Here is a 19,484-nt window from a genome sequence, read left to right on the forward strand (position 1 = left end):
ATTAAAATGATGTCTAAAATATATATAAAAATATTGAGTGTTTTTTCAATACTGCTTTTGGCTTCTTGTACAAATGATACATTCGAGCGCATTGCTATTGAAGAAAATAGAAATGAATCAGATTATGCAACTGGTACTGCACAAGTAAGACCGGATGCATTGGTACCTGGTAATGGCGTGCTTATGCAAGCTTTTTATTGGGACGTTACCGAAGGTGGTATATGGTGGGATAATGTTAAATCGAAGTTGGACGGATGGGCAGAAAATGGCATTGATGCTATTTGGATACCGCCAATCTCAAAAGGGCAATCGGGTGGTTTTTCTATGGGTTACGATCCTTTTGATTATTTTGATTTTGGTGATTATGAGCAGCAAGGTTCTAAGGAAACCCGATTTGGTAACAGGGCGGAGTTGGAAGGTATGATCTCTAAGGCTCATGAAAATAGCATAGCGGTTATCGCAGATATGGTTATAAACCATAATAGTGGCGGTGATTTAGAGTATAACGAATTTAGACAGTTGGAATCTTATACGTCTTTTAAGCCTGCTTCGGGTATGTTTAGCCGTACTCAATATGATTTTCACCCTAATGCGGAGCACTTATTTGATGAGGGTAAGTTTGGTGGTTTTCCCGATTTGGATCTTTTAAATCCTTATGTACAAGATTGGATGTGGAAATCGGAGGAATCTGTTGCAAACTATTATTCTAATGTGTTGAAAATAGATGGTTGGCGTTTTGATTTTGTAAAGGGTTACGCGCCCGAAATAGTTAAGGAATGGGTAGAAACTGTTGGTGGTTATGCTATAGGCGAAAACTTTGATGGAAACTTAGCGGGGGTTGTTCAGCCCTGGGTAGAAAAATCTGGTGCTAGTGCTTTCGATTTTCCTAACTTTTTTAATATGCGTAATGCTTTTGAAAATAGTAATTTAACAAGTCTAACAGGGTCTAGTTTGTTTGCTAGTATGCCTAATAAAGCTGTTACTTTTGTTGGAAATCATGATACAGAGGCACGCGATGGGGGTAACGAATTTCCAGATAAATGGGAAACACATGCTTATGCTTTTATTATGAGTGCTCCAGGCTATCCAAGTGTGTTTTATTCGCATTATGAGGATAGTGGTGATGAGCAAAAGCAAAGAATACAGCAACTCATAAAGATAAGGCAGGAATTGGCGGCTGGCGATTGGATGGTTAATTATGTGGATACCGATGAGTTTATTGCTACGCGCACAGGCGATGGCGAAAAGCCCGGTTTGGTGCTGTATATAAATATTAGTAATGAGGAGGTGTCCAGAGATATCCAAACACATTGGGTTGATGCCAATGTAAAGGATTATACAGAAGAATTCTTTGTTTTTCAAAAATCGGATGCTTCGGGTATGGTTACTGTAAAGGCGCCTGCTAGTGGGTATGCTATTTGGGCCTATACAGATGAGGCACAAACGGCATTTCCAGATATGTTGTACTTACCAGGGAATTACCAAGGTTGGGATCCTGCTTCGGCACCGTTTATATCTTCTGTGAATACACCTAATTTGGACGGCTTGTATTCTGGTCATGTCCAATTAACGGAAGCAACGAACGAATTTAAGTTTACCGATGCTCCTAATTGGGACAATGGTATATATGGCGATTCTGGGGATGGCAGCTCAGGGATGTTGGCTGCTCCAGGTAATAATGTTATGTTGGCAGGACCATTAGATTACGAAATACATGTCGATTTAATCAATAATACATGGTCTGCCAATACATGGGCTATTATTGGTGATGCTACTCCTAATGGGGGGGATGAACCCGATACCGATATGTCCTATGATTTTGAAAGAAATGTATGGACAGTGACGGCTAACTTAACAGATGGTCAGTTGAAATTTAGGGCCAATAATGGTTGGGAGGTTAACTTGGGCGATAATAGTGCAGATGGTTCTTTGGAATCTGGAGGCGATAATATAGCTGTGACAGCAGGGAGCTATCAAATAGATTTGGATGTGCAAAATAACACTTATACCTTAGGAAATTGGGCTATAATAGGAGATGCTACTCCTAATGGATGGAATGACCCTGATACAGATATGACGTATGACGACGTGAATAGCGTTTGGGTTATAACTGCTGATTTGGTTGTTGGGGAGATGAAATTTAGGTTTAATAATGGTTGGGATGTTAATCTGGGAGATAACGGTGCTGATGGTACGTTGGAGTCTGGAGGAAGTAATGTTGCTGTTTCTACAGAAGGAAATTATACCATAACCTTAGATTTAAATGCAAATACGTATAACTTGATGCTTAATTAGGTTTTTTAATTTGATGACTAATTCAAACAAAAGAAGGCTACCTGTTTTGGGTAGCCTTTTTTAATGGATAAGCTTAATTAATGTTCGTCTTTTACTTCTTCTAGTTTGTTTTTTACCGCATCAGCAGTAGCATCAACAGCTTCGCCTGCTTCCTCAACGGCTGCGTCAACAGCATCACCAGCAGCATCGGCTGCCTCTTCAACGGCTTCTTCGACTGCATTTGCAGCTTCTTCAACAGCTTCGCCAGTAGCTTCAGCAGCATTTTCAATAGCGGCTTCTACAGAATCTGGTTTTTTTGTCTCTCTACAAGAAGTGAAAGCAAGACCTAATGCAACCAAAAGTGCGGTACTTAATACTAGTTTTTTCATTTGTTTAAGTTTTAGTGTTAATTGTTTAGTTTTAAAAAATGTTAATATTGAAGTGATTAAAAAAGTTTAAACCACTTCGTTGAATATAATAGTTTTTGTTTAAAATAAATTTAAGATTGTGTTTATTTTTTTACGACAACTGTTAAATTCAGCTTATATACGTAAGTAGTCTAATATTTGGATGACGGCACCTTTATTTTTTTTTATATAATTAAGATTGTTGTTGCCTGCTTGGGTGCGTTTGTCTGGATTTTTAATTAAATCGTGAAGTATGGTATTAAAAGCGGATTGATTGGATATGGAAAACATGCCGCCATTATCGATCATGGCTTGTGCTTCTGGGAATTTTTTATGGTTATTGCCTATAATTATGGGAATGCCAAATACGGCTGGCTCCAAGGTGTTGTGTAAGCCTGTGGTTCCCAAGGCTCCTCCAACGTAAGCAATATCTGCATAACTGTAAATTTTGGAAAGGATTCCTATGGTGTCGATAATAAATACCTGGGCATCAGAAAGTGTACAGGTGTCTTTTTCTGAAAACAAACAGGTTTTTACCTGGAGCTTTTCCAGAATATGTGCTATTTGATTGGTTTTAATGTTGTGAGGGGCAATAATGAATTTAGTATCTCCTGTCGCGTTTTCATTAATATAATTAATGAGTAAGGCTTCACCTTCTGGCCAGGTACTTCCGGCAACAATACATAATTTATTTTGTTTAAAGGTTTTTATAAAGTCAAGGTTGTTATTTTGCGATAACTGACTGGTAACACGGTCAAATCGTGTGTCGCCAGCAACAGTTGTCTTGGTGTAACCTATGCTTTCCAACAGGTTCTTAGAGTGTTCGTTTTGTGTAAAAATATGTTCAAATGTAAATAGGGCTTGCTTAAGTGATTTTCCATACCATTTAAAATAGGATTGCGATTTTCTGAAGGCTGCCGAGATGAGTATGGCACGTCCTTGTCTCTTTTTTAGTGCCTTTAAAAAATTGGGCCAGATGTCGTATTTAACAAAAACAGTAAGTTCTGGATTGACAAGGTCTAAAAATCGTTTAGCGTTGCTTTCCGTGTCGAGTGGTATGTATACAATAACATCTGCAACGGGGCTGTTCTTTTGAATTTCATAGCCCGATGGAGAAAAAAAGCTTAATACAATTTTATGCTGTTTGTAATGTTCACGCAATGCTTTAAAAACAGGAAGCCCTTGTTCGTATTCGCCCAGGGATGCGCAATGAAACCAAAGGGTCTTGTCTGTCTTGTTTAGATGTTGGTTTAGTAGGTTAAAAGTACAAGTGCGTCCATTTACACCGCGTTTAATTTTGGTGTTGAACGGGCTTAGCATATTAAGTCCTAAGTTAGCCAGATGGATGCCGGTATTGTATATAAAACCCAATGTTTTTTCTTTGGAGCTAAAATACATTTCTTTAGAATAATTCCCTTGAAAATATATAATTGTTTTAAAGAACTCAATTTGATATAACAATTTATTAAAACTTAATTTAATTATAACATTATTCATGAATCTTTCATTGGTAACGTGTGTTAATTTTGTAATTTCGTAGCTTATTAAACTTACGGGCATGCATTAGAAATAAGTCCTGTTTATTCCCAAATATTAACATGGACTCTAATTTTTTTTAGATGAAGAAAATTCAAATGGTCGACCTAAAAGGTCAATATGAAGCGATCAAGGGTGTTGTTAATCCTTCAATAGAGGAAGTTATTGAAAATACAGCGTTTATTAATGGTCCTAAAGTTCATGAGTTCCAACATAATTTAGAACGTTATCTTGGTGTTAAGCATGTTATTCCTTGTGCTAATGGAACGGATGCTTTACAGATAGCCATGATGGGCTTGGGGTTAAAGCCAGGTGATGAGGTTATTACGGCCGATTTTACTTTTGCAGCGACAGTAGAGGTAATAGCACTGCTTAACTTAACACCTGTTTTGGTAGATGTTAATGAAGACGACTTTAATATTAGTATTGAGGCGATTAAAAGGGCTATTACACCAAAAACCAAAGCGATTGTTCCTGTGCATTTATTTGGTCAGTGTGCCAATATGGAAGCCATTATGGAGCTTGCTGAAGCGCATAATTTATATGTTATTGAAGATAACGCCCAAGCGATTGGAGCAAATTACACTTATAAGGATGGAGCTAAGGCAAAAGCAGGTACTATAGGCCATGTTGCTTCTACATCCTTCTTTCCTTCAAAGAATTTAGGTTGTTATGGGGATGGTGGTGCTATTTTTACAAACGATGATGCTTTGGCCCATACCATTCGCGGTATTGTAAACCATGGCATGTATGAACGTTACCATCACGATGTGGTGGGTGTAAATTCAAGATTGGACAGTATACAGGCTGCTGTATTGGATGCTAAGTTGCCTCATTTGGATAGTTATAATAAAGCGAGACAAGAGGCCGCAAGAAAATATAATAAAGCTTTTGAAGCCTATGAAAATATAATAACCCCTAAGGTGTCGAATGGTTGCAAGGAAATTTGTGATACTTGCGATTGCCATGTTTTCCATCAATATACATTGCGAGTTATAGGAACCGATAGGGACGCTTTAGCTAAACATTTAAATGAACAGGGCATTCCATGTGGGGTGTATTATCCAATTCCGTTACACAGGCAAAAAGCTTATGCTGATGCGCGTTATAATGAAGATGATTTTAAAGTGACCAATCAATTAATACAGGATGTTATTTCATTACCAATGCATACTGAGCTGGATGACGAACAAATAGAGTATATTACCGAAACAGTTATAAAATTTACAAATGGATAAAATATTAGTTACAGGAGGGTTGGGGTTTATAGGGTCCCATACGGTTGTAGAGTTACAGAATGAAGGTTATGAAGTTGTTATTATCGACGATTTATCGAATTCAACCGAAAAGGTTTTGGATGGTATTACTGCGATAACTGGTAAGAAACCGATTTTTGTAAAACTTGATTTGAAAGATAAAGCAGGTGTTGAATCGTTTTTTAAGGCGCATAGTGATGTAAAGGGGGTTATTCATTTTGCGGCGAGTAAAGCTGTAGGTGAAAGTGTAGAAAAGCCTTTGTTGTATTATGAAAACAATATTAATACATTGGTATACATCTTAAAGGAGTTACAAAAGTTGCCTTCGGCTTCGTTTATTTTTAGCTCATCTTGTACGGTTTATGGACAGGCCGATGAATTGCCAATTACTGAGAATGCACCGGTAAAGCAAGCTGAATCGCCTTATGGAAATACTAAGCAAATAGGAGAAGAAATTATTAGAGATACTTGTAAAGTATCATCTTCTATTAAAGCTATTGCACTTCGTTATTTTAATCCGGTAGGAGCACACGAATCGGTTGAAATTGGGGAGTTGCCAATAGGGGTGCCACAAAATTTAGTGCCATTTATCACGCAAACGGGTATTGGGTTACGTGAACAGCTGTCTGTTTTTGGTGATGATTACCCAACGCCAGATGGTACTTGTATTAGGGATTATATCCATGTTGTGGATTTAGCAAAAGCTCATGTGGTGGCTCTTAAGCGTCTTTTGGAAGATAAGAATAAGGAGAACTACGAAACTTTTAATTTGGGGACAGGTAAAGGGAGTTCTGTTTTAGAGGTAGTTGGTGCTTTTGAACGTGTTTCAGGGAAAAAACTGAACTATAAAATTGTAGGCAGAAGAGAAGGTGATATCATCTCTGCTTATGCTGATACTACAAAAGCCAATGAAGAGTTAGGCTGGAAAACTAAGTTGACTTTAGACGATGCTTTGCGTTCTGCATGGAATTGGGAACAAAAAGTGCGAGGTTAAGTCGATACTTTTAATGATAGAAAAAGGCTGCTAAATTGTTTTTAGTAGCCTTTTATGCTTTTAGACAGACCGGATTTTCAAAGCCTTATTGTTAATGAAAGCAATACAGGGTCAACCTGTTAGCTTAAAGTTGTATATTTATATACTAACCAATTAAGCTTCATTTATGAAAAGACTGCTTTTTTTAGTGCTGTTATTGCTACTTTCATTTAAAGGAATTTCTCAGGATACATATTTACACTGTGGTAAAGTTATTGATACTAAAAACGGTGATGTTCTAAAGGAAAAAACAGTTATAGTCTCAGGCAACAAAATTATTGCGGTAGAAAACGGTTACATAAACCCAGAATCTTCTGGTGATGTGGTGGTCGATTTAAAGGATAAGACCGTAATGCCGGGACTAATAGATATGCATGTGCATATAGAACACGAAACGAATCCGAATCGTTATTTGGAGAAATTCACATTGAATGACGCCGATATTGCATTTAATGCTCAGAAGTTTGCTAAGGCAACGCTGCTGGCGGGTTTTACAACGGTAAGAGACTTAGGGGGAACGGGGATTAATATATCGCTTAGAAACGCCATTAACGCCGATAAAGTGGATGGTCCCAGAATTTTTACTTCTGGTAAATCCTTAGCGACCACTGGAGGGCATGCAGACCCTACGAATGGTAGGCGTAAAGATTTAATTGGTGATCCAGGGCCCAAAGAAGGGGTTGTAAACAGTGTTGATGATGCTAAAAAAGCGGTACGTCAGCGGTATAAAAATGGTGCCGATTGTATCAAGATTACAGCTACGGGAGGGGTATTAAGTGTCGCAAAGAGTGGCACAAATCCGCAGTTTACTATTGAGGAAATTAAAGCAATTTGCGAAACTGCTAAAGATTACGGGATGCATGTTGCTGCTCATGCGCATGGCGATGAAGGTATGAAACGTGCTATTCTGGGAGGCGTAAAAACCATAGAACACGGTACTTTAATGAGTGAGGAAACTATGGAGCTTATGAAACAGTACAACGCCTATTATGTGCCTACCATTACTGCTGGAAAAGAAGTGGAACAAAAGGCTAAAATAAAAGGCTTTTATCCGGAGATAGTGGTGCCCAAAGCATTAGCCATCGGGCCTCAAATTCAAAATACTTTTGCTTTGGCCTATAAGAAAGGTGTGGGGATAGCTTTTGGAACAGATGCGGGTGTATTTAAACACGGGGACAATGCGAAAGAATTTGGGTACATGGTTCAATCTGGAATGCCGGCAATGGAAGCTATACAATCTGCGACGGTAACGAATGCTTTAATATTGGAAAAGGAGGAAGAATTAGGGCAGATATATCCGGGGTTTATAGCCGATATTATAGCAACTACCGAGGATCCTACAAAAAACATTGCTACTATGGAAGATGTGGTTTTTGTTATGAAGGAAGGTAAGATTTATAAAGATTAGAAAAGGAACAAAAAGGCCTGAAAAGTGTCATTTTGAATGAAATGAAGAATCTCTTAAAATTTAATTTATTGTTTTTAATGTATTAAGATTCTTCGCTCCGCTCTGAATGACAAAATAAATCACTTTTCAGGCCTTTTTAACTTCAAATATTTTAAGCTACTTTTTCTTTTTAAAACTGACAAATACCAAAATAATCATGCCCGTTGTAACCGAAAGATCGGCCATGTTAAAAATGCCGGTTCTAAAAATACCTCCTAAATCAATGTGAAAAAAGTCGGTTACCGAACCATAAACAATACGGTCGTATACATTGGCAATACCACCACCAATAATACTGGCAAAAGCAAAAAGGGATAGTTTGTCCAAAGACTTGTCCTTAAGGATATGGCGTAGTACAAGGCCAAGTACAATTATAGGTAGTATAAGTAATAATATAAGTCTGAGGGTAGGGTTAAAATCGCTGCCCATACCTAAAAAAGCACCTGTGTTTTCTACGTTATGTAGGGTGAAATAATCACCAATAATTTGAGACCTTTGCGAAGAAGGTACATAAATCCTAACGATAACCTTGGAGATTTGATCTATGGCTATCGTTATAAAAATTACTAAGGCAATATATAGAGTGCGTTTTGATAACTTCATCTATAAGGAGCTTTCAAAGGTTGCAGAGGTAACCTCTGATGCTCTATCTATCTTTTTTACCAAGCCTTGGAGTACTTTACCTGGTCCTACTTCGGTAAATAAAGAAGCGCCGTCGGCGATCATTTGCTGAACGGATTGCGTCCAACGCACTGGTGCTGTTAACTGTGAAATTAAATTGGATTTAATTGCAGTTTCGTCTGTTACTGCATTTGCAGTTACATTTTGATAGATTGGACAATTGGGTTTGTTAAATGTTGTGTTTTCTATAGCTGCAGCTAATTCTTCACGGGCAGGTTCCATTAAAGGAGAGTGGAAGGCACCCCCAACAGGTAATACCAACGCGCGGCGTGCACCAGCTTCTTTTAGTGCTTCGCATGCTGTGTTAATGGCGTCGATTTCTCCAGATATAACGAGTTGTCCGGGACAGTTGTAATTGGCCGCGACTACCACGCCTTCGGTAGCTTTACAAATAGTTTCTACCACAGCATCGTCTAAACCTAGAACAGCAGCCATCGTACTTGGTTGTAATTCGCAAGCTTTTTGCATGGCCAAAGCACGTTGTGATACGAGTTTTAAACCGTCTTTAAAGTTTAAAGTGCCATTGGCTACCAATGCAGAAAACTCTCCTAGTGAATGTCCGGCAACCATGTCGGGTTTAAAAGCATCGCCCAACGTTTTCGCTAAAATAACCGAATGTAAAAAGATAGCGGGTTGGGTTACTTTGGTTTCTTTAAGTGCTTCGGCAGAGCCTTCGAACATAATGTCTGTGATATTGAATCCCAGAATGCCATTGGCTTGTTCAAATAGTTCTTGCGCTAATGGCGATTGCTCGTATAGGTCTAAGCCCATTCCTGTGAATTGTGCTCCTTGACCGGGAAATATATATGCGTTCATAGTTGTTTATTTTATGCGGTGCAAAAATAGGAATATTTTTAAAGATGTTAGACTGCTTTGTTACTAGATGTTAGATTATGTAATGTAAACGGCATGTATTTGGAGTTTATAGTCCCACAATTGCTGCTTCGGCACAACGTTCGCCATCCATAGCAGCCGATACTATGCCTCCTGCATAACCACCGCCTTCGCCACAGGGAAACAGTCCTTTTACTTCTGGGTGTTCTAGTTGCTCATTTCTAGGGATACAAACGGGCGATGAGGTTCTGGATTCTACGCCAACAATATTAGCTTCTTCTGTGTAATATCCTTTCATTTTTTGACCGAAAGCTTGAAAGCCTTTACGTAATCTGCTTCCTATTAGTTTGGGAAGTAAAGAATGTAAGGGGGCCGATTTTAAACCTGGCTGATAGGAGCATGGGTTTAATTGAGGGGATAAATGGCCTTCAACAAAATCGGTAAGGCGTTGTGCAGGGGCTACTTGACTGCGTCCCCCAGCTGTAAAGGCTAGTTTTTCTAAATTTTTCTGGTATTCTAAACCTTTTAGTGCCCCAAATCGTTCGTATTTATGTAAGTCGGTATTGGCGTTAATTTCAACCACAATGCCGGAATTTGCAAATAGGTTGTTACGTTTGGAAGGCGACATGCCGTTAACAACAACTTCGCCGTTATTGGTAGCTGCGGGTACGATAAAACCACCCGGACACATACAAAACGAGTAAACACCCCTGTGGTTTATTTGCTGGACTAAACTATATGAGGCTGCTGGTAATAAAGGATCGCGTTCGCCATTGCAATGGTATTGGATACTATCGATGATGTGTTGGGGGTGTTCTACCCGAACGCCCATAGCAAAGGATTTGGCTTCTAGGGCTATTTGTTTTTTTGCCAGTAAGTAAAAGATATCACGAGCCGAATGACCGGTAGCGAGAATAACGCGATTCGCGGCCATCTCATCACCGTTTTGTAAGTGTATGGATTGAATGCTGTTGTTTTTTATGGTAAAATTAACGACACGGGTTTCAAAATGAATTTCACCACCGTACTTTAAGATGGTTTCTCTTATGTTTTGTACTACTTTGGGTAGTTTGTTAGTGCCTATGTGTGGGTGGGCATCTATTAGTATTTGTTCGGTAGCGCCGTGAAATACGAGATTTTCAAAAATACGTCGTACATCACCGCGTTTTAGGCTTCTGGTATATAGCTTGCCATCGCTATAGGTGCCTGCGCCGCCTTCGCCAAAGCAATAGTTGGAATCTTCGTTTACAAAATGTTCTTGATTGATGGCTCTTAAATCGCGTCTTCGGTCCCGAACATTCTTGCCTCGTTCGAGAACAATGGGCTTGAAACCAAGTTCTATACAACGTAAGGCTGCATACATACCAGCTGGTCCAAAACCAATGATGTGAATGGGTTTGCTTTTGGAAACGTCTTTGTAATTAAATTGGTATTGTGATGTTTTTGGAAGGGGTTCTTTAATGTAGACTGCTACTTTATAGTTGATTATAATTTTAGGTTTTCTCGCATCGATAGATTTACGAAGTACTTTTACCCCGCTAATGTCGTTTTTGTCTATACCTAAAAAGCTTGCTGATTTTATTAGCAATATGTCGCTAAGCGCTTCTTCTTTAAGCGTTAAGCGAAGCTGAAGTTCTTTTACCATGATGCAAAATTAGGGAAAATAGCGACAGGCACTGAAAAAGATTTTTTGAAGTATTTGGGGATGATAATTTTGATGTTATTTCGCTAAGCGAAATCCAAGTGTTGGTAGGCGCATGGAAGAGGCTCTTGCGTTTCTATCTTTTGTTCTAATACTGCCCTTTCGGTGGCTAAAGGAGCCTCCTCTTAAAACTTTTGAATCTAGTATGTTTCCCAACTTATCGCAAGGGTATGGTGTTTTATTGTTACTAACCCATTCCCATATGTTGCCACTCATATCGTAAAGTCCCAGTTCGTTGGGTTTTAATTGTCCAACGGGGTGTGGTCTGCTATCTGAGTTTTCTTCAAACCAGGCAACTTCATTGGGATTGTTGCTTCCAGCATATGTGTAGCCAAAACTTTTTTCGCCTCCTCTTGAGGCGAATTCCCATTCTTCTTCTGTTGGTAGCCTGTACGTTTCTCCATATTTTAGATTGATTGCTGCGATGAAGTTTTGTATGTCGTCCCAAGATACTTGTTCTACTGGGCACTCATCACAATTGGCAAACTTGCTGGGTCTTGTTCCCATTATTTTAAACCAATCTGCCTGGGTTACTTCATATTTGCCAATATAAAAATCTTTTACAGATACGGAATGCGGGCACTCATCTGCTATCCTAAGCTCTGGATCGCCACCGTCATCAACATTATCCATACCTCCCATTGTATAATTGCCCCCGGTAATATGTATCATGTCTAAACCGGATTTTTTGAATCTTGTGCTTTCTTTTTTAGTATGGTGCTCTGTAGCCCGCTGTACCTTTTCTTTTTTTGTGGGACAGCTTTGTAGCGTTAAAAAGCCTATTGACCATAAAAAAAAGAAGGGGGTAAGGGAGGTGTACTTGTTTGTTTTATTTCTCAATTTTCAACGTTTTTATGACTAGGGTCTATTGTTTGTGATCTAGTGCCTGGGTATGGCAATCCTTTTTTTAAATGTATAGGTAATTGTATTCTATTTTTTTGTTAATGATTTTTTTTGCCACCTCCACCTCCTGTATAGGGGTATTGGTCAAATCCATCAAAATCGGGATTTTTTGCTCGTGGGTCGTTAAGGCTTGTCAATTTATTTTGAAGCTTGTTTCTTAAATTCTTTAAGACGTGAATATATGCGGGATCTTCTGCTATATTGATTAATTGGTCTGGGTCGTTTTTTAGATCGTAGAGTTCTTCTTCTGGTCTTTTTCCAAAACAAAGTTGGTATGCCCTAAGATGGTCTGCATCTTCATCTTTATTTTCTATGATATAATCTTTGGTTGGCCCTGGGTCGCAATCGGCATACCATTGATTGGGATAGTTTGTGGTTCCTATATTGCCAGTACCAGCAGGCCAAAGATTGGATTTGTAATTGCGTATATACAAAAAGGCTTCGTTTCTGTATCCACGGGATGGGTATCCACCCATATTGGGTTTTTCTTGTGCGGGTACATGACGTTCTTTTCCAAATACAATATCTGAACGGTTTTTGGTATCGATGATACCCGATTTGTTAGATTTTAGGATGTTGGCAAAACTGCTTCCGGTCATAGCATCTGGAACGCTTATTTCTGTTATTTCAAGTAGTGTGGGGGCAATGTCTGCGAAAGAAATAAAGTCGTTTACTTTGCGAAGGGGTGTTATTTGTTTACCCCAGCGAACGGCAAAGGGAACGCGAACGCCAGAATCGTAAAGATTGCTTTTACAGCGAGGGAATGGCATACCATGATCGCCGGTCATGATAATAATAGTGTTTTCCAGCAAGCCGTGTTTTTCTAGTTGTGAAATGACCGTGCCTACCAGGCTGTCCCATCGCTGCACTTCGTAATAATAATCGGCGATGTCGTTTCGTATGGTATCGGATTCTGGAAAATGCTTAAAGCGGTGTACTTTCTTTATGTCGATACCACTTTGTTTACCTGTTCCTTTTTTGTACGGACGGTGTGGGTCTGAAGTTCCTAGCCAGAAAAAAAACGGGGTTTCGTTATTATTTGCGTTAAGAAATGCCTCGAATGTTTGGTATGCTTTGTTAGAGGGGTGGGAGCCGTGATAGGCTATCCAATTGTCTAAATTACCGGGTCCCCATGTCTTTGCTGTTGTCCTTCCTGTTGCGTAACCATTATTGGCTAATAGGTGTATAAAACTTTGATGCTTTTCTGGAAGGGTACTCCAGAGGTTGGCTCCGGATTCAAGTTCCCAATGGTATTTTCCGGTAATGAATACGTTTCTGCTAGGGGTGCAGGATGGACTTGAAACGTAAGCGTTATTGAACAGTACACCTTCATTGGCGATTCTGTCAAAGTTGGGTGTTTTTATAATGCTGTCTCCATAGACTCCTGCATGTGGCCATCCCCAATCGTCGGCAAGGCAAAAAACAATGTTGGGACGTTCTTTTTGGTTCGTTTGTCCGACGGCAGTATATAATGCTATGCTTAAAAGCAAACATGTTAGTAATGTTTTGTTCATATATTATTAATTATTTAATTGTATCCAGGTTTAATCGATATGCACTATAAGGTTTTATGTATGTGTCGTGACTGTATTTATTTTTCTTCAATATTTTTAAATCCTGAAACATGGGATAGGACAGCCTTCCATTTTCCTTCTCTTTTTACAAGTACATTGCTTGATTGGTAAATAGATTTTATTGAATCTTTTAGGATATGACCTGTCCCACAAATAATTGCAGTGCCATTGTCTAAAATTTCGAATCTCTTGATTTCATAATTGAATGAATCATTTTGAATGGCATTTTTCTTTAACCAAGCTAATTCATCTTTTTTGCTGTACCAATTTCCTAGATTGTCTATCATCTTGAAATCATCTCCTAAAATTCTGTCTAAAAGTAATGTGTCTTGCTCTGCATAGGCTTTAGGCCATTCGTGCTCTTTTAAATACCTAAGAGCTTTTTTATCGTCTTCGGTAACTAAAATAGGATTTGCCTTGTTTTTTGTTTTGCATCCTGTAGTTAATGTTATAAACAAAGTGATTAGTAAGGTTTGGATCGTTTTTCTCATTTTAAACAGTCTTAGTTTTGTGAATTATATTGATGCTTAACTTTTGTCTTAACAAATGTTTAGTAACTCATAGGGTGTTGGTACATATTTCTAGAAGTAAATTTACCTATTTCTTGCCAAAATCTTGATTTAAAAATGGAGGGCGAATATTCTTGTTTGTAATTATGTAAGGCAAAAGGGTACTATTTGTAAAAACTATTCGAGTGCTTATGGTTTTTGTTATATAGTTTTTATTCATATGATACAAGTCATGGATGCATTGTTTTTAAACATTAAAAGGATTAAAGTCTGGTGTACAGTAATATCAGGTATAACTTTGGGTATATTCTTCTGACTTATTTTGCTATAAATTTTATAGCTGCCTCAATTGAATAGAGTACTGTTGTGGAGCGGGCGAAATTCATAGTTACTTGATATATCAATTAATTGATTTTGTTTTTTTCCAATATAAGTATCCAAAAATTAGTATGATTACCATATAAAATGTATTGAATACCATACTATGAACAAACTCATTTTGAGTCTCAGTTATAGTGAGTAATATACTTCCAAAATGATTATTGCTGCCATGCAGTAAGGCTCCTATGAAAATTGAATAGCTATTAAAACCAAGATAAGCGATAATGAGGGAAAGAGCCATGCCAACCAGCGGATAGGTTATGAAGGTTTCTATAAATGGATGATTGGGGAAATTGTAACCTTGCAATGCTATGGGCATATGCCAAATGCCCCATACCAAGCCTAGAAAGAGTATCCCTTTAATGGCTCCGAAGCCATCAATCATTTTTTCTTGCAAGTAACCTCTCCAACCTATTTCTTCCCCCAATATGAGTAGTGTAGTGACAGGGTAACCTAGTGCGAGCAGAACAGCTACTTTAAATGGAGAGCCTATCTTAGACCAATCTGGTACTGTTCTCACATCTAAGAGTATTTGTGTGCTGATTATGAATCCAAAATAGAGAATAGGAATGATAAATGCTCCCAAAGCTCCTTTAAATGACGGTTTGAAAAATTTCAAGTCTTTCCAGGTGCCGCCTTCTTTTTTGTTGAGAATGAAAGCTAAGATCGCTGGGATAAAAGCGTATACCAACATAATAATTGATCTTTCAACGGCTTCTGAGAAATTAAAAAGTCCGATGCTTATGAAACCAAAAATCCAGGAGATACCCAGAACTAACAGGATATATTTTTTTGCTTTTTGAAACTGAAGGGTAGGGTTTGGAGAGTGAAGCTGTTTACTAGTGTGTGTGCTCATTAAGATTATTGTTTATCTAATTAAATGTTTGGCAAATGAATGGATAAACAAGGTATCAATCGACTCATTGGAAACTTTGAGACTCTTTATCGGATAATTTTTTAAATGCTATAGGAGTCATACCGACTTGTTGTTTAAAAACGCGATTGAAAGTAGCTTTGGAATTGAATCCCGAATCGAAAGCTATAGCGAGCAAAGTTAAGTTTTTAGCAGCTCCTTCTTTTAGTTGCTTTGTAAAATAGTTTATGCGGTGTTTATTGACGTATTCGTAAAAATTTGAATCTAAACAAATGTTGAGTAGGTGAGATAATTTCTTATCTGAGACATCTAGAATATTTGCCGTTTCTCTTAAAGAAAGATGCTGTCTTTTGAAAAGCTTTTGTTCTGTAAATACGTTTTCTAAATGAATTTTGAGCTCCATAAATTCTTCCGATTCACAATCGTAAAAGGGTTTGGATTTGATTTTCTTTTCATGGGAGATTTCCTTTTTAATTGCTTCAGGGGAAATATCATTAACCAAGAAAACTTGTACTTGATTGATTCCGTAATAACCTATATACCAAATGAGCAGTACTAAATAAAAGAGGTTTATATATATTAGGATAGAATGAATAGGATAGGCAACAATTAGCAGCCCGCTTATTATATCTATAATCAAAAACAGGATAAATCCTCGAATCCAGATAGCGAGCCATTTTAAATCTAACGTGTTTAAAGTAGCATAATTGTTTTTTACCAACCTTTTATAGTGTTTTAGTAACTTGTTACTTAGAAAAAGATAATAGGCCAAGTACAAAATACCTAGAAAGGGAATTACGAGTAAAATGGCTTGAAAAATAACTGTTTTGCCATCTATAGGCAGTCCCAAATAGTATTGAGGGATACTGTAAGCAAAAAAGGCAATAAAAGAGGGGAGCAGTCCTCTTATAAATTTTTGTGAGTCAATCTTAGAGGTATAGATAGTTTTTATATAATGGAAAATCAAAGGCCCTAAAGCAAAAGGAATAATAATCCCAATGGGTGATATTATGGTGGCTAAAATATTCAGTTTCAAATACAAAGATGCATAGGTAAGAAACAAGATTAAAAAACTCAAAAGAGTGAAAACTAGAATTTTATTTGCCTTTTGTTTTTTCCAAATACGACTAAGTAATAGTATTAGAAAAAGGTTTGTGCTAATTCCAGAATATATTAAAAATGAAGAGAGTTCTTTCAAAAGAATATTTTTATAGCTAATAAAGTATTTAAAAATTTTTTATCCAAAAACTTGTCTTTTTCTTATTTGGAATTTTTTACAAAATGATTATAACGTTTTGTGGGTGGTTTTCTGTCTTAACTTAAAGATAGCAAATTGTAATAAATTCCGATTAAAAACTCAGAGGCAATGAACTATGCACTTACATGGTGCTAACCTTTAGCTTTATTTAATTCAATTGTTTTTTGAAGCTGCAAAATAAAAAGTTCTGTTTTGTGTCAAATGGTGTAATGTGATCTTCGGTTACACATTTAATTTTTACAAAACTATTTTCCAGTTCTGATGTTAACTCATGTTCACTATATTGTTTAATATCAAGTCCGCTACATTTTTTAGGTCCATTTTCAGAAAAAGCCCCGATTGTTAAAAATCCATTCACATATTTTCTTGCGGTATCGACATATTTCTTTATCTCGTTATTTGTAGTAAGAAAATGAAAAGTAGCTCTGTCGTGCCAAACATCATAAGTCATTTTAGGCTTAAATTCTGAAATATCACTTACAATCCAATTTACTTTATCTGCTTTGTTTCCTAGTCGTTTTTTCGCTTTTTCAAGTGATTTAGCAGAAATGTCAAGTACAGTAATATTTTCATATCCTTCATCAATTAAGCAATCTACAAGTTTGCTGTCTCCGCCCCCAATGTCAATAATTTTAGCAGTTTTGTCAAGTCCGAATGAGTGTATGAATTCAAGTGAAGTTTTAGGTGTTTCTTGAGTCCAACTTACTTGTTCTGGGTTTTTGGTTTTATAGACTGTTTCCCAATGTTTCTTTCTGTTTAAATTCATTCTGTTTTTGTTTTTTTAGTTTGTGCCTAACTGCTCTTTTAAGAGTAGTTGCGGGATAAAGTAACTAACTTACTGAAAAAAGAGTAAACAAGAACTAAGCAATTAATTTTACACATCTTTGTTGGATTTAGTTATTTTATAAATCTTAATTACAGGGTCGAAAGTGTCGATTCTGTCATATTTTATTTTTTCGATTGAATTTAATAACCCTTCCGTGAATCCATTTCTTTTGTAGTCCCGGAAATTAGAATAATGACTTGTAAATCTTTGGTCTAACCACAAAAGCATTTTCTGTCTTATGTTTTTTGGTTCACAGAATCCACAAATAATGGTTGTGTTAGATGAGGCCAATAGTTTTTTTATTAACTCTATAGACTTTTCCAAAGGCAGAATGTGTAATAGAAGACTAGCGACAGAATAGTCCATGTTGGGTTCTGAATATGAATCTTTTAGTAGATCCATTAGTCTGAATTCAAGATTTTTAACCTGTTCTTTTTTTACTCGGTTTGAAGCGTATGTAATTAGTTGTTCCGATTTATCGATACCAACTCCAAGTTTTAATTTGCCAGCAAGTTTAAAAAGTAAATCTCCGTTTCCGCACCCTAATTCTATTAGTGTGGTATTGGGGTCAATGAGTTCTACAATTTGGAAACGAATAGAGCGCAAATATTTATCGATAGTATCAGCTTTAATAATTGCTTTCATTTTTAGGGAAGGCTACATTTAAATGTTCTCTAAGGAACATATTTTATACAAGTTAAAGATTAGACTTTACACTAAATTAGTAAATAAAACGAAGTAATGAACTAAACACGACTTGCCACAAGTTTTTATTTTCAAAAAATCAGTTGATCGAGTTGATTTCTGATTGAGAATAGAAAAACCAAAATCAAAAGTGTAATCAGATTTGTTTTGAACTTTACACATTCTTGTTTTCTATATTCGATTATTATTTTATAAACTAAAAACCCACCAACAAGTAAAATAGGTAAATAATTTAAAATTAAGTCAACATACCATATTTCTGCAATTCTACTTGAACTAGCTCCCGAACCATATAATAGGAAAAAAGCAAATATCTCAATTAAAATTAGAAGTAATAGAATCCCAAAAAATAGAACGGATCTAATTACAATACCAAAATAATTAGTCTTTATTTTAAAAAAATCTGATGTATTCAATCCTGTCCGTTTAGTGTCGTTTTTTTACCATTTTAAATTTTTATAGTCAATATCCTTATCATTAATTTCGAGTTGGGATATTTCACAATTTAGTCTTTTGGCTTCTGATTTTAAAAATTTCTCGTAATCTTGATATTCGGCTGTAAATGTTACTCCTCTTTTCAATAATTCTGGAAGTTTTCTGAAAGCTCTTTTTCCGCCATTTAGTCTTAAATAGTCGGTATCTATTGACATCAACAATTGATAGATATATTCATTTCCGCCGTTAATTGCTCCGTTAAAAAACGGTTCCAAATTCATTCCGCTTTTTTCGTCATAAGCAATTGCAGATTTCTCAAGCCAATATTCAAATTGCATTATAATAGAAAGTTATAATTTATTGGTTTCAGAATATCGCATATTATATCTTAATGCTGATAACGAAAATATTATATGAACCCAAGAAATTTTACAGCCAAAATGCTCAATTTCTTCGAATGAGAAATGGCTACGCTTTCGTTTAAGTCGACTTCCCTCGTGAGCTTTTCTCAATTCTCTTGAAAATCCGCTTAAAGCTTTATCTCGGTTTTCTGAATTTTTTATATTATCATTCTTTTCATTTCCCCAAAAATTTTGGACGACAGAATGAACTCTACGAATGTCGTCATAAGTACCCCAAATTTCAATTCCAATTCCGTTTTTTGTAGGTACTAAATAGAACATAATTTTGTCATTTTTAATAAGTTTTCGGTTTGGTCGAATACGCTACAACGTTCCATGTATGGCGTAGTAGCTATCCGGTAGGGTAGCTATGCTACTATACATTTTGTACCTGTTGGACAACCTTTCAAATATAGTTTAAAATTTTAAAAATTGCACGAAACTTCTT

The 19,484-nt window shown here is 36.8% G+C and carries 16 protein-coding genes and 1 pseudogene; 4 read left to right on the plus strand and 13 right to left on the minus strand.

Going from position 1 to position 19,484, the window contains the following annotated elements:
• The first annotated feature begins 6 nt into the window (after window positions 1–6).
• Complete coding sequence (locus ABD792_RS18280) at window positions 7–2,295, plus strand: alpha-amylase domain-containing protein (RefSeq protein WP_345007871.1); 2,289 nt, start codon at window positions 7–9, stop codon at window positions 2,293–2,295.
• Window positions 2,296–2,372: 77 nt separating this feature from the next.
• Here ABD792_RS18280 and ABD792_RS18285 read toward each other — a convergent pair whose 3' ends face one another.
• Together ABD792_RS18285 and ABD792_RS18290 are read right to left on the minus strand one after the other, a co-directional pair.
• Entirely contained in the window at window positions 2,373–2,663 is a 291-nt protein-coding gene (locus ABD792_RS18285; protein ID WP_345007873.1) for a hypothetical protein, read from the minus strand.
• A 153-nt stretch (window positions 2,664–2,816) separates the two neighbouring features.
• Entirely contained in the window at window positions 2,817–4,142 is a 1,326-nt protein-coding gene (locus tag ABD792_RS18290) for a 3-deoxy-D-manno-octulosonic acid transferase (RefSeq protein ID WP_345007875.1), read from the minus strand.
• Between the two features lie 158 nt (window positions 4,143–4,300).
• On the opposite strand from ABD792_RS18290, the gene ABD792_RS18295 reads away from it, so the two are divergent.
• The 3 genes from ABD792_RS18295 to ABD792_RS18305 all read left to right on the plus strand — a co-directional run bounded on the left by ABD792_RS18295 (window position 4,301) and on the right by ABD792_RS18305 (window position 7,914).
• Window positions 4,301–5,455, plus strand: a complete 1,155-nt coding sequence (locus tag ABD792_RS18295) for a DegT/DnrJ/EryC1/StrS family aminotransferase (protein ID WP_345007877.1) — start codon at window positions 4,301–4,303, stop codon at window positions 5,453–5,455.
• Window positions 5,448–6,467, plus strand: a complete 1,020-nt coding sequence (gene galE / locus ABD792_RS18300) for a UDP-glucose 4-epimerase GalE (RefSeq protein ID WP_345007879.1) — start codon at window positions 5,448–5,450, stop codon at window positions 6,465–6,467. Before ABD792_RS18295 ends, galE begins: the two co-directional genes overlap by 8 nt.
• A 166-nt stretch (window positions 6,468–6,633) precedes the next feature.
• Window positions 6,634–7,914 carry a metal-dependent hydrolase family protein gene (locus ABD792_RS18305; RefSeq protein ID WP_345007881.1) on the plus strand — a complete coding sequence of 427 codons (1,281 nt, stop codon included), beginning with the start codon at window positions 6,634–6,636 and terminating at the stop codon, window positions 7,912–7,914.
• Between the two features lie 156 nt (window positions 7,915–8,070).
• Here the strand turns inward: ABD792_RS18305 and lspA are convergent, their stop codons facing one another.
• From lspA to ABD792_RS19225, 11 genes and pseudogenes are all read right to left on the minus strand, one after another.
• Entirely contained in the window at window positions 8,071–8,556 is a 486-nt protein-coding gene (gene lspA / locus ABD792_RS18310; protein ID WP_345007884.1) for a signal peptidase II, read from the minus strand.
• Complete coding sequence (gene fabD / locus ABD792_RS18315) at window positions 8,557–9,450, minus strand: ACP S-malonyltransferase (protein ID WP_345007886.1); 894 nt, start codon at window positions 9,448–9,450, stop codon at window positions 8,557–8,559.
• A gap of 106 nt (window positions 9,451–9,556) precedes the next feature.
• Window positions 9,557–11,113 carry an NAD(P)/FAD-dependent oxidoreductase gene (locus ABD792_RS18320; protein WP_345007888.1) on the minus strand — a complete coding sequence of 519 codons (1,557 nt, stop codon included), beginning with the start codon at window positions 11,111–11,113 and terminating at the stop codon, window positions 9,557–9,559.
• A gap of 75 nt (window positions 11,114–11,188) precedes the next feature.
• On the minus strand, window positions 11,189–12,010 hold the full coding sequence (locus ABD792_RS18325) for a formylglycine-generating enzyme family protein (RefSeq protein ID WP_345007891.1): 822 nt from the start codon (window positions 12,008–12,010) through the stop codon (window positions 11,189–11,191).
• A gap of 101 nt (window positions 12,011–12,111) precedes the next feature.
• Window positions 12,112–13,587, minus strand: coding sequence for a sulfatase family protein (locus tag ABD792_RS18330; RefSeq protein WP_345007893.1), 1,476 nt, complete (start codon window positions 13,585–13,587; stop codon window positions 12,112–12,114).
• Between the two features lie 77 nt (window positions 13,588–13,664).
• Window positions 13,665–14,138 (minus strand): nuclear transport factor 2 family protein, encoded by a 474-nt coding sequence (locus ABD792_RS18335; protein ID WP_345007895.1) that lies wholly within the window; start codon window positions 14,136–14,138, stop codon window positions 13,665–13,667.
• 418 nt (window positions 14,139–14,556) lie between these two features.
• Window positions 14,557–15,393: a CPBP family glutamic-type intramembrane protease gene (locus tag ABD792_RS18340; RefSeq protein WP_345007897.1), complete on the minus strand. Its 837-nt coding sequence runs from the start codon at window positions 15,391–15,393 to the stop codon at window positions 14,557–14,559.
• Window positions 15,394–15,457: 64 nt separating this feature from the next.
• Entirely contained in the window at window positions 15,458–16,453 is a 996-nt protein-coding gene (locus tag ABD792_RS18345) for a helix-turn-helix domain-containing protein (protein WP_345007899.1), read from the minus strand.
• Window positions 16,454–16,817: 364 nt separating this feature from the next.
• Window positions 16,818–17,435: a class I SAM-dependent methyltransferase gene (locus tag ABD792_RS18350; RefSeq protein ID WP_345007900.1), complete on the minus strand. Its 618-nt coding sequence runs from the start codon at window positions 17,433–17,435 to the stop codon at window positions 16,818–16,820.
• A gap of 108 nt (window positions 17,436–17,543) precedes the next feature.
• Window positions 17,544–18,140 (minus strand): class I SAM-dependent methyltransferase, encoded by a 597-nt coding sequence (locus ABD792_RS18355; protein ID WP_345007901.1) that lies wholly within the window; start codon window positions 18,138–18,140, stop codon window positions 17,544–17,546.
• Between the two features lie 500 nt (window positions 18,141–18,640).
• Window positions 18,641–19,318: pseudogene (locus ABD792_RS19225) on the minus strand (DUF6904 family protein).
• Window positions 19,319–19,484 lie beyond the last annotated feature (166 nt).

Origin of the sequence: Snuella lapsa, assembly GCF_039539345.1 — a bacterium.
Lineage (GTDB): Bacteria > Bacteroidota > Bacteroidia > Flavobacteriales > Flavobacteriaceae > Snuella > Snuella lapsa.

Coding starts and splice junctions, on each gene's coding strand:
- ABD792_RS18295 (WP_345007877.1), top strand. CDS start 4,301: ATGAAGAAAATTCAAATGGTCGACCTAAAAGGTCAATATGAAGCGATC.
- ABD792_RS18330 (WP_345007893.1), bottom strand. CDS start 13,587: ATGAACAAAACATTACTAACATGTTTGCTTTTAAGCATAGCATTATAT.
- ABD792_RS18355 (WP_345007901.1), bottom strand. CDS start 18,140: ATGAAAGCAATTATTAAAGCTGATACTATCGATAAATATTTGCGCTCT.
- ABD792_RS18285 (WP_345007873.1), bottom strand. CDS start 2,663: ATGAAAAAACTAGTATTAAGTACCGCACTTTTGGTTGCATTAGGTCTT.
- ABD792_RS18335 (WP_345007895.1), bottom strand. CDS start 14,138: ATGAGAAAAACGATCCAAACCTTACTAATCACTTTGTTTATAACATTA.
- fabD (WP_345007886.1), bottom strand. CDS start 9,450: ATGAACGCATATATATTTCCCGGTCAAGGAGCACAATTCACAGGAATG.
- ABD792_RS18305 (WP_345007881.1), top strand. CDS start 6,634: ATGAAAAGACTGCTTTTTTTAGTGCTGTTATTGCTACTTTCATTTAAA.
- galE (WP_345007879.1), top strand. CDS start 5,448: ATGGATAAAATATTAGTTACAGGAGGGTTGGGGTTTATAGGGTCCCAT.
- lspA (WP_345007884.1), bottom strand. CDS start 8,556: ATGAAGTTATCAAAACGCACTCTATATATTGCCTTAGTAATTTTTATA.
- ABD792_RS18280 (WP_345007871.1), top strand. CDS start 7: ATGATGTCTAAAATATATATAAAAATATTGAGTGTTTTTTCAATACTG.
- ABD792_RS18340 (WP_345007897.1), bottom strand. CDS start 15,393: ATGAGCACACACACTAGTAAACAGCTTCACTCTCCAAACCCTACCCTT.
- ABD792_RS18350 (WP_345007900.1), bottom strand. CDS start 17,435: ATGAATTTAAACAGAAAGAAACATTGGGAAACAGTCTATAAAACCAAA.
- ABD792_RS18320 (WP_345007888.1), bottom strand. CDS start 11,113: ATGGTAAAAGAACTTCAGCTTCGCTTAACGCTTAAAGAAGAAGCGCTT.